The sequence below is a fragment of the Methylobacterium sp. AMS5 genome (assembly GCF_001542815.1).
GTDB lineage: Bacteria > Pseudomonadota > Alphaproteobacteria > Rhizobiales > Beijerinckiaceae > Methylobacterium.
The window spans coordinates 2,025,731-2,039,978 of the sequence record NZ_CP006992.1 but is presented as its reverse complement, the minus strand read 5'-3'; the positions used below and the strand labels follow the sequence as shown (position 1 = coordinate 2,039,978).

Sequence of the window (14,248 nt, the reverse complement as noted above, 5' to 3'; positions counted from 1 at the left end):
CCACCGCGATTCGCCTCGAATCGATCGGAGCCTCGTCAGCGCGGCCCAGGCGCCGCGCGAGGCGGTCAGCTTACAATGGCTCTGAGCAGCGCCGTGGCTAATTAGCAACATTGTTGCCGGATTGTACAGCCTGTAATGCTTCTATTCTGAAAAAGTTGCATTCAGCTTCAACGAATTGGCGGAATGATTCAAATTATTACAAACTAAAGACCGGTTTCTGCCGTTTGTTATAAAGCCTCACCCGCTTGATCCCCGTCAGGCGATGCCGTCATGACCGCCAAGACGGCGGAACGGCATCGTCAAATATTACGAAGAAGACGGGGACTTGAACTTGAGACGTTCTGGAACGAGTGAAGTCGCCTTTGCGATTCTGGCGGGGACGATCGCTACAGTGGTGGAGCCTGTACAGGCTCAACCTGTCGTTCCGGTAACGGCCTCCCCTGCCGTCGTCGCGCTGGATGAACTGGCCGTCGAGGGCCTCGGCCGCGGCGCCCTGCGCCTTGAACCCCAGGGCGGCGTCACGGTCGGCTATCTCGGCAAGGCGACGCGCAGCGCCACCAAGACGCCGACGCCCCTGCTCGACACGCCGCAATCCGTCTCGATCATCACGCGGGAGCAGATCCTCGACCAGGGCTTCCAATCGATCGGCGAAGCGACGCGCTATGTGCCGGGCGTGATCCAGGCCCAGGGCGAGGGCAACCGCGACGAGCTGATCATCCGCGGCCAGCGCTCGAATGCCGACTTCTTCGTCAACGGCATCCGTGACGACGTGCAGTATTACCGCGACCTCTACAACATTCAGCGCATCGAGGTGCTGAAGGGTCCCAACGCGATGATCTTCGGCCGCGGCGGCGGCGGCGGCGTCATCAATCGCGTGCTCAAGGAAGCCGACGGCGTCCCGACCCGCGAGATCGTCGCCCAGGGCGGCCAGTTCGCGAACAAGCGCGTGGCGCTCGATGTCGGCGACCGCGTCTCGGACAGCGTGTTCTTCCGCATGAACGGCGTGTTCGAGGATACGGCGACCTACCGCGACTTCGTCGATATCCGCCGCTACGGCGTGAACCCGACGATGACCTTCCTGCTCGGGCCGCAGACGACGCTGCGCCTGTCCTACGAGTATTTCCACGACGACCGGACCACCGACCGCGGCATCCCCTCGCAGTTCGGCCGGCCCTACCGCTACCGCGAGAACACCTCGACCTATTTCGGCAACCCGTTCCTGTCGCCGACCTACGTCAACGCCCACATCGCCACGGCGCAGCTCGACCACGTCTTCGAGAACGGCGTCGTGATGCGCAGCCAGTCACGCATCGCCGATTACGAGAAGTTCTATCAGAACGTCTTCCCGGGCGGGGCAGTGAATGCGGCCGGCACGGCCGTCAACATCTCGGCCTATAACAGCCAGACCGACCGGACGAACTACTTCAACCAGACCGACTTCACTTACCAGTTCCTCACGGGCCCCGTGAAGCACACCCTGCTCGGTGGGTTCGAACTCGGCTACCAGGAAGGTCTGAGTTTCCGACAGGAAGGGTTCTTCGCGCTTCCCGGCGCGCCGCAGACCCTCGTCGTCAATCCGCTCGCGCCGGTCACGCGCGTCGGCATCAACTTCCGCAACACGACCGGTGCCAACAGCGTGTATGACCTCGGGCTTGCCGCGGCCTACGTGCAGGATCAGGTCGAGCTGAACGAGTACGTGCAGCTCATCGGCGGCCTGCGCTTCGACCATTTCGACTTCTCGGCGACCGACCGGGGCACCAGGGCCACCAACGCCCGCGTGGATGATCTGGTCTCGCCGCGGGCCGGCATCGTCGTGAAGCCGCTGCCGAACCTCGCCTTCTACACGAGCTACAGCATCTCGTACCTACCCTCGTCGGGAGACCAGTTCAGCACGTTGAGCCCAGGGCTCGCCATCGCCCAGCCGGAGAAGTTCGAGAACACCGAAGTCGGCGTGAAGTACGACGTGTCCCCCGTGCTCCAGGTCACCGGTGCGCTGTTCAACCTCGACCGCAGCAACCAGCGCATCCCCGACCCGAACCGGGACGGCTTCTTCCTGACCTCGGGCCAGACCAGCACGCAGGGTGCGGAGATCGGCGCCAACGGCTACCTCACCGATTGGTGGTCGGTCGCGGGCGGCTACGCCTTCACCGATGCGCGCATCACCAACAATCTGTCTCCGACGATCGTCGCCGGAAACTTCGTCGGGCTGGTACCGCTGAACGCCTTCACGCTGTGGAACAAGTTCGATATCGACCCGAGCTTCTCGGTCGGCGTCGGCTTCATCAACCAGTCCCACACCTTCGCGACCTCGGATCAGACCGTGCGTCTCCCGAGCTACTCGCGCTTCGATCTGGGGTTGTTCTACAAAATCAGCGAGAACGCCCGCGCGCAGGTGAACATCGAGAACCTGTTCGACCGCAGCTACATCGTCTCGGCGCACAACAACAACAACATCCTGCCCGGCGCCCCCCGCACGGTCCGGGCCCAGGTCATCGTGCGCTGGTAGCCGCCCCCTCCCGCTGCCGGGCACGCCCGGAGGCGGGATCACACCGCCCGCAATGGACCCTCCAGCACACCGATGACGCGGGCGAGGTCGTTGCCGCGCTTCATCACGAGGCCGCTCGCGGCGATCACCGCGTAGGCGCCCTGGCGGCGGGCGAGCTTGGGATCCTTCTCGATCCGATAGAGCGGCATCTCGGAGGCGCGGCGGTAGATCGAGAACACCGCCTTGTCGCGGCGGAAATCGAGGGCGTAGTCGCGCCACTCGCCCTCGGCGACGCGCCGTCCGTAGAGGTTGAAGATGGTCCGCAACTCGTCGCGCTGGAAGGCGACTTGCGGGGTGGTGGGCGACGGAAACGGGATCACCTGCGGAGTGACTTGCGGAGCCACTTGGCTGTCCCGGTCGTTCGAGCGGTGATCGACGCTCTGCCCCTCGCTCATCGTCACTCCCGTATCGGTGCCGGCGTTCCCGCGGCGTGGGGGAGATGATGGGCTCCGCGGCAGGCACCCGCAAGGTGCTTCGCCGGCCATCGTTCGCGCAGCGTGGTTTCGGCGCAGCGCGCGACTGATGTGCGTCGCCGCACGGTAAGGTGGTGAACATCACGGTCCCGCCGCAGACTCGCCTTGCCATCGCCATCGCGACACGCTTTCACTGTGGCTTGAAACCTCGTCGGTCTGTCCACCGCGGCGGCGCCTGAACCCGAGCTCCCCAGCCCTCGGGCAATGCCGCGGATCTCGGCAAACCGGCATCCAGGGGTTTCGAGACCCAAGGACTTCAGGCGGCCTCCTCGGAGCGCCGCCCTTTTTTCGTGTCGAGGCGCCCGCCTCTCGCGGGTGCATCAGCCCGAAAGCCGGTGACCACCGGTTGGGACGATGCTCGAGGCAGGGAGCCGAGGTCGCGCCCCCCAACAACCATCTTGGCAGCCGCGCCCGCTGGCGCGAGAAGCGGCGGCGATGTCCGAGTCCTCCCCCCGCGCAGCGGCGCCTCCGCCCGTCTTCGACGACGCCTTCCGCGCACGCCTCGCGGACCTGTTCGCGTGGCGGCGGGACGTGCGGCGCTTCTCCGGCGAACCGATCGACGAGGCCGCGCTGCGGACCTGCCTCGATCTGGCGGCGCTGGCGCCCTCCGTCGGCAACAGCCAGCCCTGGCGGTTCGTCAGGGTGTCCGAGCCCCGGCGGCGCGCGGCGGTCATCGCGAGCTTCGAGCGCTGCAACGCCGCCGCCTGCGCCACCTATGCCGACGAACAACGGGCGCTCTACGCCCGCCTGAAGCTCGCGGGCCTGCGTCAGGCGCCGGTTCACCTCGCCGTGTTCTGCGATTCCGGGACGGGCGCCGGCCACGGCCTCGGTCGCGCGACGATGCCGGAGATGCTGCGCTACTCGGTGGCGGCCTGCATCCATGCTTTCTGGCTTGCCGCCCGCGCCCACGGCATCGGCGTCGGCTGGGTCTCGATCCTCGAACCCACCCTCGTGACGGACGCCCTCGACGTACCGGAAGGCTGGGATCTCGTCGCCTATCTCTGTGTCGGCCACCCGGTCGAGGAGCATGCCGACCCGGAACTCGTCCGCCACGGCTGGCAGGAGCGGCACCCGGAAGCGGTCCGGCTCCATGAACGCTGAGATCGTCACCGGAAGTCAGCGCCGATACTTAAAATTTTCCGGGATTTCCGAGCCCGGCATTCGCCAATCCGCCAAGAGGCCGTGCATGAGGCGCGCATTTCGCGGCGCGTAAAGCAGAATCGCAAGCTGGAACGGCGGATCGTCTTCGTCAGTTACGCTCCAGCTTCGAAAGGCGATCTTCGATGTTCAGGACAGTCAAGTACAGAGCGCGTCTCGCGGGCGCGCTCACGGCGGCTTTATGCGCGGCCGGTGCCGCGCAGGCCCGGGAAGTCGTCCCCTTCGCCGACGGCATCGGTGCGGGCACGATCGTGGTGCGCACCACCGAGCGCCGGCTCTACCTCGTCAACGGCGACGGCACGGCGATCCGCTACCCCGTCGCGGTCGGCAAGCCGGGCAAGCAGTGGAGCGGCGCCACGCAGATCGACGGCAAATATTACCAGCCCGACTGGTCGCCCCCGGCGGAGGTGAAGCGCGACAACCCGCGCCTCCCCAACCTCATCCGCGGCGGCTCGCCGAGCAATCCGATGGGCGTGGCGGCCATGACCCTGCGCGGCGGCGAATACGCCATCCACGGCACCAACCGGCCGAATTCGATCGGTACCTTCGCGTCCTACGGCTGCATCCGCATGTACAACCAGGACATCGCCGACCTGTTCGGGCGCGTCACCGTCGGCACCGAGGTGTATGTGATGCGCTGAACGGCGGTCCGCGCCGCTGCCATCCGCAGCGCCGCGCGGACCCAAGCGGCCTCTTATGGAGCGGTGAGGGTGGCCCCCCGCGTCGGCGCCGCTGGCGCGACGGCGCACCCTCGCCTATGGCCGGGGAGCCGCCCGCTTCCGGGCCAGAAGACCCGTGACAGCCGCGCCATGCTGAAGGCCTTCCTCGCCTATTACCGTCCGCACCGGACGCTGTTCCTGGTGGATTTCGGCTGCGCCGTGCTCTCGGGCGTGCTCGAACTCGGCTTCCCGCTCGCGGTCAAAGCCTTCGTCGACCGCCTGCTGCCACAGCAGGACTGGAGCCTGATCCTGCTGGCCGCAATGGGCCTGACGCTGCTCTACGTCGCCAATGCCGGACTGATGGTGGTCGTCACCTATTGGGGGCACGTGCTCGGCATCAACATCGAGACCGAGATGCGCGCCCGCGCCTTCGACCACCTGCAGAAGCTCTCCTTCCGCTTCTTCGACGGACAGAAGACCGGCCATCTGGTGGCGCGCGTCACCAAGGATCTGGAGGAGATCGGCGAGGTCGCCCATCACGGGCCCGAGGACATGTTCATCGCGGTGATGACGCTGTTCGGCGCCTTCGCGCTGATGTTCCTCGTCCACCCGCCGCTGGCTTTGATGACGCTGGCGATCCTGCCTCTGATCGCCTTCGTCGTCATCCGCTACGGCGGGCGCATGACACGCAACTGGCAGGCGCAGTACGGGCGCGTCGGCGCCTTCAACGCCCGCATCGAGGAGAATGTCGGCGGCATCCGCGTGGTGAAGGCCTTCGCCAACGAGGCGCACGAACGGGCGCTGTTCGCCTCCGACAACCGGAAATACCGCACCACCAAGCTCGAAGCCTACCGGCTGATGGCGGGCGCCCTGTCGATCAATTATCTGGGCCTGCGCCTCGTGCAGATCGTGGTGCTCCTCGGGGGTGCCGCCTTCGTGGTGCGCGGTGACCTGACGGCCGGCGGCTTCGTCGGCTTCCTGCTCCTGGTGGCGGTGTTCTACCGGCCGCTGGAAAAGATCGGGGCGGTGATCGAGACTTATCCAAAAGGGATTGCCGGCTTTCGCCGCTACCAGGACCTGCTCGCCACCGAGCCCGACATCGCCGACCGGCCGGGGGCCATTCCCGCCCCGCCGCTGAAGGGCGAAATCCGCTTCGAGGGCGTGCGCTTCGGCTACAGCCCGGATCGGCCGGTGCTCTCCGAGATCGACCTGACGATCCACGCGGGCGAGACGGTGGCCTTCGTCGGACCTTCGGGGGCGGGCAAGACGACGCTGCTCTCGCTGATCCCACGCTTCTACGAGGCGGAGACCGGGCGCATCACCATCGACGGCCACGACATCCGCGACCTGACGCTGGCCTCGCTGCGCGGGCAGATCGGCATCGTCCAGCAGGACGTGTTCCTGTTCGCCGGCACGATCCGCGAGAACATCGCCTATGGCCGCTTGCGCGCGAGCGAGGCCGAGATCATGGACGCCGCCGCCCGTGCCCGGCTCGACGGCCTGATCGCCGCCCTGCCCGAGGGGCTCGACACGGTGATCGGCGAGCGTGGAGTGAAACTGTCGGGCGGGCAGAAGCAGCGGCTCGCGATCGCCCGCGCCTTCCTCAAGAACCCGCCGATCCTGATCCTCGATGAGGCGACCTCGGCGCTGGACACGCAGACCGAGCGGGAGATCCAGGCCTCGCTGTTCGAACTGGCGGAAGGCCGCACGACGCTCGTCATCGCCCACCGGCTCGCCACGATCCGCCACGCGGATCGCATCGTGGTGGTGGCCGAGAGCGGCATCGTCGAGCAGGGCCGTCACGACGTGCTGCTGGCCGGAGACGGCTACTACCGCCGCCTCCATGCGGCGCAGATGGAGGATTCGCATCCGTCGCGGCCCCGCACGGCGGCGGAGTAGGGCGCGTTGCCGCTCAGCGCCGCCCGGCGCAGATCGGACGGCCCCTGCCATCCCGCAACACATGCCGCCGCAGGCGCCCTCCGGGCCTGCGGCCTTCGTAGAGGGCGCAGTTCCGATTTCGGGCGTCGCGATACTTCAGGCGCGCATCGAGCCGCTGAAAGGCAGCAACCTCGGCGCTAGAGCACGGACCTGAATGAAGGATGACCCTCGGCGCCCTGCCTTCAGCCCCGATCTGCCTCTGCCAGCAGCCCATCGACGAAACCCGGCAGGCCGGTGCGGCGGGTGCGTTTGAGGCGCTCGGCGGCCAGGATCGACTGAAGCGCGCGAAACGACTCGTCGAGGTCGTCGTTGACGATGACGTAGTCGTACTCGCTCCAGCGCTGCATCTCGTTGCAGGCGTTGGCCAGCCGCCGCTCGATCGTCTCCGGTGCGTCCTCCGCCCGGCGCTCCAGGCGGTTGCGCAACTCGGAAAAGCTCGGCGGCAGGATGAACACCGTCACCACGTCGTCCTGCAGCCGCTGCCGGACTTGGCGGGTGCCCTGGTAGTCGATGTCGAAGATCATGTCCCGGCCCTGGCCGAGGGTCTTCTCGACCGGGCGGCGCGGCGTGCCGTAGAAATTCCCGTGGACCTCGGCCCATTCGAGCAGGTCATCGCGCGTGCGAAGATCCTCGAACGCCTCGCGGTCGATGAAGCGGTAATCGCGCCCGTCGATCTCCGAGGGGCGGCGCGAGCGCGTCGTCACCGAGATCGACAGATCGAGACCCCATTCGGGCCGCTGGGCGATGGCGCGGGTCAGCGTCGTCTTGCCCGCGCCCGAGGGCGAGGACAGGATCAGGATCAGCCCGCGCCGGGCGATATCCGGCCTGCCTTGGGTGGCATCCTGCGTCATCGGCGGGAAACTCCGCTACGCATGTCTCTCGCTCTCATTCGACGTTCTGCACCTGCTCGCGGAATTGCTCCACCACGGCCTTCAAGTCGAGTCCGATCCGCGACAGGCTGATGTCGCCGGCCTTGGCGCACAGGGTGTTGGCCTCGCGCCCGAGTTCCTGGGCCAGGAAATCGAGCCGCCGGCCGATCGCGCCGCCCTGAGCCAGCAACTCACCGATGGCAGCGAGGTGAGCGCGCAGGCGGTCGAGTTCCTCGCGCACATCCGCCTTGGCCGCGAGCAGCACCGCCTCCTGATGCAGGCGGTCGGGGTCGATCCCCCCGGCGCCGACGAGGGCCGCCACCGCATCCGCGAGCCGGGCGCGCACCGCCTCGGGCCGGCGGGCGGGGCAGTCCTCGGCGGCCTGGGTCAAGCGGGCGATGTCCGCGATCTGCCCCCCCACGATCGCGTGCAGTCGCGCCCCTTCCGCGCGGCGGGCGGAGACGAGATCGGCCACGAGGGTCTCGATCCCGGCGACGAGATCCCGATTGAGCGCCTCAGGGTCGGCTCCGGCCTCGCTCTCGGCCTCCACGACGCCGCGCACGGCGAGCAGCCCGTCGAGCGTCGCCGGGCCGACCTCGACGGGGCGCGGCACCCGGGCGATTGCCGCGGCGAGGCTCGCCAGCAAAGTTTCGTCGATGCGCACCCGCACCGCCGCCTCGGGCCGCGTCAAGGTCAGACCGAGCTGGCACTGGCCGCGAGAGAGCGCCTTGGACAGAGCGATGCGGGCCGCCTCCCCCGCCGCCTCGAAGCCGTTCGGGACGCGCACGCGGATATCGAGCCCACGCCCGTTCACGGTGCGGATCTCCCACAACCACTGCACCGCGCCGATCGTGCCGGCGGAGCGGGCAAACCCGGTCATGCTCGCGATGGTCGTGTCTTCGCTCGTCTTGCCTGCGCTGGTTTGGGCCAAAGGCGCGTCGCTCCCGCTCGTCCTCCATCGGCGCTCGGCCGCTCATCGCGGGGAACGACTCCGGAAAAGGTCGGTTTGTCGGATACGCGCATTCCGTCAAAGAGCGCAATGCAGAGACGGGCGGACGGCCGGTTTGGTGCGGTCGCCGCGCCAGCGCGTGCGCCGCACCAATACCGCGCCTGCCAATTCTGCACAAAAAATGCTCACGTCATATAATGATGCAAGAGCTCAGCGTCCAATCAGGCACGAATACTGTGCATCAGCTTGACGCTGATTAAGCGTCTTCCTAACTTACAAGTCGATCAAAGGGCACCGAACAATCGCGCGGGGACCCATCCATGACGAACCCCTTCGACATCAAGAATCGCTTCCGGGCGCGCCTGCGCGCGGCCGACGCGCAGAAGCATCGGATCCAGGCCAAGCTTCTTCAGGAGGGCGTTCGGGCGCTGGCTCCGATCACCGAAGCCCTGAGCCTGATGGCCGAGGTGTTGGAAGAGGACGGCATCGAGCACGGCCGGATCACCTGCCCCGCCCCGGAGGTGGATCGCGACGATTTCGTCGGCTTCACCGCCACGTTGCAGAACGACGCCGATCAGGAGCACCGGATCACCGTGAAGTACGGCCCCGTCCTGGGTGGGCGCAACTTCATCGCCGTGAACGGCCTGGGGGCGGAGTACAACGAGCGACTCCTCACCCTGGCCAGCAACACGACGCCGGGCCTTGGCCGCTGCGTCGGCAGCGACGTGCATGTCGAGGCCGATCGCGGCGGCGACCTGGCCGAGATCCTGCGCGAGATGGTCGAGGACTTCTTCGCCGGCCACAGCGATCCGCCGATCCGCACCGGAGCGACCGAGGCACGCGGCCGTCTGGCGCTGGTGCAGTAGGCGCTACGCGAGGCGCCTGCGGACCGTCCCGGCGCGGGATCGGGACTTCGCCGTCACCAAGCAGCGGGGCATCCGCTCACGGATCGAGGCGGCGCGCCCGGGCGGCGCGGGCCATGGCGATAAGTTCGTTGGCGGTGAGGTTGTGCGAGGGCAGGCGCGCCTCGGGCTCGATGGGGCGCAGGTCGATCGAGCGCCGATCCAGCGGAGGCGCGGCGGCGGAGAGCTCTCCTGGATTCCAGCTCGGCCAGAGACTGCGAATGCGAGAAGTCTTCCTGGTCGCCGATACCGCCATGCCGCCTCCGAAGCCGATCACTTAAGAGGATGATAACCAAGCTCGGTCGCGAGAAACATTCTTGACGCGCGCCGATGTGGTGCTTCGCCGAATCTTTTGTCGGCTGCACGTCGGGGCGGAGGCGGCCCTCGCTGCACATGGGTTCGCACAACGAAAAGGGCGGGCACGATCCTGCATGATCGCACCCGCCCCGTCGCATTCCGATCCGATCCGGCCGAGGCTACTCCGCCGCGTCGAGGCGCGGGCGCTCGATCTCGGCGCGCTCGCGCTTCACCAGTTCGGCGGTCAGGAACGCCACCTCCAGCGCCTGCTCCGCATTGAGGCGCGGGTCGCAGTAGGTGTGGTAGCGGTCCTGCAGGTCGTCGGCCGTCAGCGCACGGGCGCCGCCGGTGCATTCGGTGACGTCTTTGCCGGTCATCTCGAGATGGATGCCGCCGGCGATCGTGCCTTCCGCGCGGTGCACGCCGAAGAAGCCCTCGATCTCCTGCATCACCCGCTCGAACGGCCGGGTCTTGTAGCGGCCGGCGGCGATGGTGTTGCCGTGCATCGGATCGCACACCCACACCACGTTGCGGCCCTCGCGCTGCACCGCACGGATCAGCCCCGGCAGATGGTCACCGACCTTGTCCGCGCCGAAGCGGCAGATCAGGCTCAGGCGCCCGGCCTCGTTTTCCGGGTTGAGGAGGTCGATCAGCCGGATCAGCCCCTCGGCCGTGGTCGAGGGCCCGCATTTGAGGCCGATCGGGTTCTTGATGCCGCGGGCATATTCCACGTGGGCGTGATCCGGCTGGCGGGTGCGGTCACCGATCCAGAGCATGTGGCCGGACGTGGCGTACCAGTCCCCGCTCGTCGAATCGACGCGGGTCAGCGACTCCTCGTAGCCGAGCAGCAGCGCCTCGTGGCTGGTGTAGAAGTCCGTGGTGCGGACCTCCTGGTGCGTCTCCGGATTGATGCCGATGGCGCGCATGAAGTCGAGCGCGTCCGACATCCGCTCGGCCACATCGCGGTAGCGCGAGGATTGCGGGCTGTCCTTCACGAAGCCGAGCATCCAGCGATGCGCATTCTCGAGGTTGGCGTAGCCGCCGGTCGCGAAGGCGCGCAGCAGGTTCAGCGTCGCCGCCGACTGGCGGTAGGCCTCGAGCTGACGGCGCGGATCGGGGATCCGGGCCTCCTCGTTGAAGGTCAGGCCGTTGATGATGTCGCCGCGGTAGCTCGGCAGCGCCACGCCGTCGAGCGTCTCGGTCGGCGAAGAGCGCGGCTTGGCGAACTGTCCGGCAATGCGGCCGACCTTCACCACGGGCGAGCCGCCCGCGAAGGTGAGCACCATCGCCATCTGCAGGAAGACGCGGAAGAAGTCGCGGATGTTGTCGGCCGAGTGCTCGTCGAAGCTCTCGGCGCAATCGCCGCCCTGGAGCAGAAAGGCCTCGCCCGCACCGACGCGCGCCAAGGCCGCCTTCAGCTTGCGCGCCTCACCGGCAAAGACGAGCGGCGGAAAGCTCGCGAGCTGCGCCTCGACGGCCTGGAGAGCGCCCGCGTCCGGATAGGACGGGACCTGCTGGATCGGCAGGTTGCGCCAGGTTTTGGGGGTCCACCGCTCGGCCATGATACTCTCTCCGCTCACCCGATCGGGTGATGCGCGCGGGCCCTCCCGCCTCGCGCGAAGCCGGGCTTATAGAGCGGTTTTTCAGAAGTTGCGAGTTGGCCGACGCCATAGCTGAGTATCGGCCGACGCATCGGCCGTTATTCGCGTAATCCCGCCCCGGCGCCCCGGCCGGCGAGCAGGCCGACGAGTTCGGCTTGGCGCGACACGCCGGTCTTCTGGAAGATGCGCCGGAGCACCGAGCGGGCGGTGTTGGGGGTGATCCCGAGCTTGGCCGCGGCAGGAGCCGGGGCATCGCCCGCCGCGATCAGGGCGGCGAGCCGCGCCTCGGCCGGGGTCAGGTCGAACAGCCCCTGGACCACATCCGCACTCGGCACGTCCTGGGCCACGACGGGCGTGGCGATCAGCACGAAGCGGGCACGGACGAACACGTCGTGGGCCGCGCCGCGGATCGGCACGAGATGCAGGATCACCGGGGGACGCTCGGCGGCGGCGGCAATCGGGATCGAGCGCACCGGCATCGCCCGCGGCGGGGCGGATTGTGACACGGCTTCGCGCAGCAGCCTGTCGGCCGCCGGATCGACCACGGCGAGCCGCAAGGGCTGGTCGCTGAGGGTGTGGGGCATCATCGCCACCAGGGACGGATTGGCGTCGATGACCCGCCCTCCGTTTCCGAGCACGGCCGCCGGCAGGCCGAGCGCTTCGAGCGTCCGGGTGGTGGTCGCGGCCCGCTCCATCTCCAGGCGTGCGGAGAGCAGGGCGGCCCGGGCGAGATGCGGGCGCAGGCTGTTGAGCGCGGCCAGGGTCTGGGACCCGAAATCGCCCTCGGCGCGGGCACGCTCGCAATGGACGATGACGCTGTCGCCGCTCGGCACCAGCACGGCGGTCGCGGTGCCCGCGCCGTACCCCTGGGGGATCAGGAAGTCCTGATAGAGCGGCAGCGTCGCGATCTCCTCCTCCGTTACGACGTCGAGGTCGTTGAGAAAGCCGGGATGGCGCAGCGCCAACAGGCGCCCCGTGCGGACGTTGTCGGGGAAGCGCTCGAAATGATCGATCACCAGCGCGTCGAACTCAGGGGACGTCGTCACGAAGTCGCGAAAGTGCGTCCCGGTCGAGACGATCATCACCGCCTGCGGCGCGCCGGCGAAGCGGGCGAGTTCGACGAGCACCTCGCGCCACAACTCGGGCAAGGCCGCCGCCTCGTAGATCCGGTCTATCAGGGCGGCGCCCTCGGCCGACAGGGCGGCAGCCGGCTCGATCGAGGCCGAGCGGATCGCGGCGGGGAAGGGGTGGGAATGGATCGTCATGAACCGAGCAAGAACAAGGGACCGAACGCGGTCACACGGCCGGAATTTGGCATCTGCGCAGGCCGCGGGATACTGTACCCGGCTCATTGAAACAGTATTTTGTCGGATGCTGCCCCCTGAAAAGCAATTCCAGCCTGCGCACGGTCAGACTCTACCCCTCTAACAGGACACAGAAATCAGTATGCCGCGCTGAATTCGAATTTCCAGCAGATTAACAAATGAAATCAAACCTGTCTCTTTTGACAGCGGGCCTGCGTCTTGCCGACACGCGGGAGACGCCCTCCGGAGAATGCGCGCGATCCACGCCGGCCGGAGACGATTGATCGCGGCGCCCGGTGACCGAAATCCCCGCCGAAGGTCGGCAAGGCAGAGGGCGTGAGTCATGCGGCTTCAAGTTCTCGGTTGCGGAGACGCGTTCGGCTCGGGCGGGCGCTTCCAAACCTGCTTCCACGTCGATGCATCCGCCGACGCGTCTGTCGATGCGCCCGGCGGCGCCTTCCTCATCGATTGCGGCGCCTGCGCGCTCATCGCGATCCGGCGCTTCGGAGCCGAGCCGAACCGTATCCGCACGGTGTTCCTCACCCATCTCCACGGCGACCATTTCGGCGGCCTGCCCTGGCTGATCCGCGACGGGCAGCTCGTCAGCGGGCGCACGGAGCCGTTGACCGTGGTCGGGCCGCCGGGCACGGCCGAGGGCCGGTTCCGGATCGAGGTCGTGGAGATGGAAGCCGGGCGCCCGGTCGAGGCCGGGGGCGTGCGGGCCACCGCCTTCACCATGCGCCACCCCTCCGGCGCGCCCGCGCACGCCCTGCGGATCGAGGCGGCGGGCAAGGTCGTCAGCGATACCGGCGAACCGAGTGGGTGGAGGACATCGTCGCCGTGGGGCGGACCTGATGATCGCCGAGGGCTGCACCGTGGAGCGTCCGTTGAAATTCCACCTCGATTGGGCGACGCTGAAGCGGCGCCTGCCCGAGATCGCCCCCAAAGCGGCTGATGCTCACGCATGAGCCCGGAGATGATCGCTCACCCGCCGGACGGTTACATCGCGGCGGAGGACGGGCGCGTCGTCACCCTTTGACCCCGCCTCGCTCGCTGCGCGCGATCAGCGCTTGCGCACGAATTCCGTGCGCAGGACGAGACCCTTGATGCTATCGTGGCGGCAATCGATTTCTTCCGGATCGTCCGTGAGGCGGATCGACCGGATGACGGTGCCCTGTTTCAGGGTCTGGTTCGCGCCCTTGACCTTGAGATCCTTGATCAGGGTGACCGCATCGCCGTCGGCCAGGATGTTGCCCGCGGCGTCGCGGACAGGCGCCCTCGCAGCCGCCGTCTCGGCCGCCGCCGCGCCAGCGGGGCGCCATTCGCCGAGCGCTTCGTCGTAGATGTAGGTGTCGTCCGTATCCGGCATCGTCTGGCTCCCCACGGTCACGCCACCGTGAGCGCGGCCATAGCGGTGTCGTGGGCAGGCCGACAAGCGCGTTGCGGGCATGGCTCCGAACCGACTACCGTTGCGGGAGTTGGGGCCGGGTGCTCCAAGGATCACCGTCGCCTGCGCGTCGTCCCGCTCGGCTCGACAGCCCGACCCCATGCTC

Annotated in this window: 13 protein-coding genes; 6 read left to right on the top strand and 7 right to left on the bottom strand. The window is 67.8% G+C overall.

Features of this window, described 5'->3' with window-relative positions:
* Positions 1 to 331: 331 nt before the first annotated feature.
* Complete coding sequence (locus Y590_RS09180; protein WP_144439960.1) at positions 332 to 2,506, top strand: TonB-dependent receptor; 2,175 nt, start codon at positions 332 to 334, stop codon at positions 2,504 to 2,506.
* A 38-nt stretch (positions 2,507 to 2,544) separates the two neighbouring features.
* Here Y590_RS09180 and Y590_RS09175 read toward each other — a convergent pair whose 3' ends face one another.
* Positions 2,545 to 2,940, bottom strand: coding sequence for a DUF2794 domain-containing protein (locus Y590_RS09175; protein ID WP_060772220.1), 396 nt, complete (start codon positions 2,938 to 2,940; stop codon positions 2,545 to 2,547).
* Positions 2,941 to 3,453: 513 nt separating this feature from the next.
* Here Y590_RS09175 and bluB point away from each other — a divergent pair.
* The 3 genes from bluB (at position 3,454) to Y590_RS09160 (ending at position 6,734) form a co-directional block, all read left to right on the top strand.
* On the top strand, positions 3,454 to 4,119 hold the full coding sequence (gene bluB / locus Y590_RS09170) for a 5,6-dimethylbenzimidazole synthase (RefSeq protein ID WP_060769585.1): 666 nt from the start codon (positions 3,454 to 3,456) through the stop codon (positions 4,117 to 4,119).
* 182 nt (positions 4,120 to 4,301) lie between these two features.
* Positions 4,302 to 4,817: a L,D-transpeptidase gene (locus Y590_RS09165; RefSeq protein WP_060769584.1), complete on the top strand. Its 516-nt coding sequence runs from the start codon at positions 4,302 to 4,304 to the stop codon at positions 4,815 to 4,817.
* A gap of 168 nt (positions 4,818 to 4,985) precedes the next feature.
* The gene (locus tag Y590_RS09160; protein ID WP_060769583.1) at positions 4,986 to 6,734 is read left to right on the top strand and encodes an ABC transporter ATP-binding protein; all 1,749 of its coding nucleotides are present in this window, start codon (positions 4,986 to 4,988) and stop codon (positions 6,732 to 6,734) included.
* 221 nt (positions 6,735 to 6,955) lie between these two features.
* Here Y590_RS09160 and gmk read toward each other — a convergent pair whose 3' ends face one another.
* The gene (gmk, locus tag Y590_RS09155; protein ID WP_060769582.1) at positions 6,956 to 7,624 is read right to left on the bottom strand and encodes a guanylate kinase; all 669 of its coding nucleotides are present in this window, start codon (positions 7,622 to 7,624) and stop codon (positions 6,956 to 6,958) included.
* 34 nt (positions 7,625 to 7,658) lie between these two features.
* Entirely contained in the window at positions 7,659 to 8,573 is a 915-nt protein-coding gene (locus tag Y590_RS09150) for a YicC/YloC family endoribonuclease (RefSeq protein ID WP_083530822.1), read from the bottom strand.
* A gap of 338 nt (positions 8,574 to 8,911) precedes the next feature.
* Here Y590_RS09150 and Y590_RS09145 point away from each other — a divergent pair, with 338 nt between their 5' ends.
* Positions 8,912 to 9,457: a hypothetical protein gene (locus tag Y590_RS09145; RefSeq protein WP_060769581.1), complete on the top strand. Its 546-nt coding sequence runs from the start codon at positions 8,912 to 8,914 to the stop codon at positions 9,455 to 9,457.
* A 76-nt stretch (positions 9,458 to 9,533) separates the two neighbouring features.
* Here Y590_RS09145 and Y590_RS09140 read toward each other — a convergent pair whose 3' ends face one another.
* The 3 genes from Y590_RS09140 to Y590_RS09130 all read right to left on the bottom strand — a co-directional run bounded on the left by Y590_RS09140 (position 9,534) and on the right by Y590_RS09130 (position 12,656).
* Positions 9,534 to 9,749 carry a hypothetical protein gene (locus tag Y590_RS09140; protein WP_060772218.1) on the bottom strand — a complete coding sequence of 72 codons (216 nt, stop codon included), beginning with the start codon at positions 9,747 to 9,749 and terminating at the stop codon, positions 9,534 to 9,536.
* Positions 9,750 to 9,969: 220 nt separating this feature from the next.
* Positions 9,970 to 11,352, bottom strand: coding sequence for a class II 3-deoxy-7-phosphoheptulonate synthase (locus tag Y590_RS09135; RefSeq protein WP_060769580.1), 1,383 nt, complete (start codon positions 11,350 to 11,352; stop codon positions 9,970 to 9,972).
* A gap of 137 nt (positions 11,353 to 11,489) precedes the next feature.
* Positions 11,490 to 12,656, bottom strand: a complete 1,167-nt coding sequence (locus tag Y590_RS09130; protein WP_060769579.1) for a helix-turn-helix transcriptional regulator — start codon at positions 12,654 to 12,656, stop codon at positions 11,490 to 11,492.
* A 382-nt stretch (positions 12,657 to 13,038) separates the two neighbouring features.
* Here Y590_RS09130 and Y590_RS09125 point away from each other — a divergent pair, with 382 nt between their 5' ends.
* Positions 13,039 to 13,650, top strand: a complete 612-nt coding sequence (locus Y590_RS09125; RefSeq protein WP_286161879.1) for an MBL fold metallo-hydrolase — start codon at positions 13,039 to 13,041, stop codon at positions 13,648 to 13,650.
* Between the two features lie 108 nt (positions 13,651 to 13,758).
* Here the strand turns inward: Y590_RS09125 and Y590_RS09120 are convergent, their stop codons facing one another.
* On the bottom strand, positions 13,759 to 14,064 hold the full coding sequence (locus Y590_RS09120; RefSeq protein ID WP_060769578.1) for an alkylphosphonate utilization protein: 306 nt from the start codon (positions 14,062 to 14,064) through the stop codon (positions 13,759 to 13,761).
* Positions 14,065 to 14,248 lie beyond the last annotated feature (184 nt).

Excerpts from the sequence above, each read along its gene's own strand:
- Y590_RS09175 (WP_060772220.1), bottom strand. The coding sequence starts at position 2,940 with ATGAGCGAGGGGCAGAGCGTCGATCACCGCTCGAACGACCGGGACAGC.
- bluB (WP_060769585.1), top strand. The coding sequence starts at position 3,454 with ATGTCCGAGTCCTCCCCCCGCGCAGCGGCGCCTCCGCCCGTCTTCGAC.
- Y590_RS09165 (WP_060769584.1), top strand. The coding sequence starts at position 4,302 with ATGTTCAGGACAGTCAAGTACAGAGCGCGTCTCGCGGGCGCGCTCACG.
- Y590_RS09160 (WP_060769583.1), top strand. The coding sequence starts at position 4,986 with ATGCTGAAGGCCTTCCTCGCCTATTACCGTCCGCACCGGACGCTGTTC.
- gmk (WP_060769582.1), bottom strand. The coding sequence starts at position 7,624 with ATGACGCAGGATGCCACCCAAGGCAGGCCGGATATCGCCCGGCGCGGG.
- Y590_RS09145 (WP_060769581.1), top strand. The coding sequence starts at position 8,912 with ATGACGAACCCCTTCGACATCAAGAATCGCTTCCGGGCGCGCCTGCGC.
- Y590_RS09140 (WP_060772218.1), bottom strand. The coding sequence starts at position 9,749 with ATGGCGGTATCGGCGACCAGGAAGACTTCTCGCATTCGCAGTCTCTGG.
- Y590_RS09135 (WP_060769580.1), bottom strand. The coding sequence starts at position 11,352 with ATGGCCGAGCGGTGGACCCCCAAAACCTGGCGCAACCTGCCGATCCAG.
- Y590_RS09130 (WP_060769579.1), bottom strand. The coding sequence starts at position 12,656 with ATGACGATCCATTCCCACCCCTTCCCCGCCGCGATCCGCTCGGCCTCG.
- Y590_RS09125 (WP_286161879.1), top strand. The coding sequence starts at position 13,039 with ATGCGGCTTCAAGTTCTCGGTTGCGGAGACGCGTTCGGCTCGGGCGGG.
- Y590_RS09120 (WP_060769578.1), bottom strand. The coding sequence starts at position 14,064 with ATGCCGGATACGGACGACACCTACATCTACGACGAAGCGCTCGGCGAA.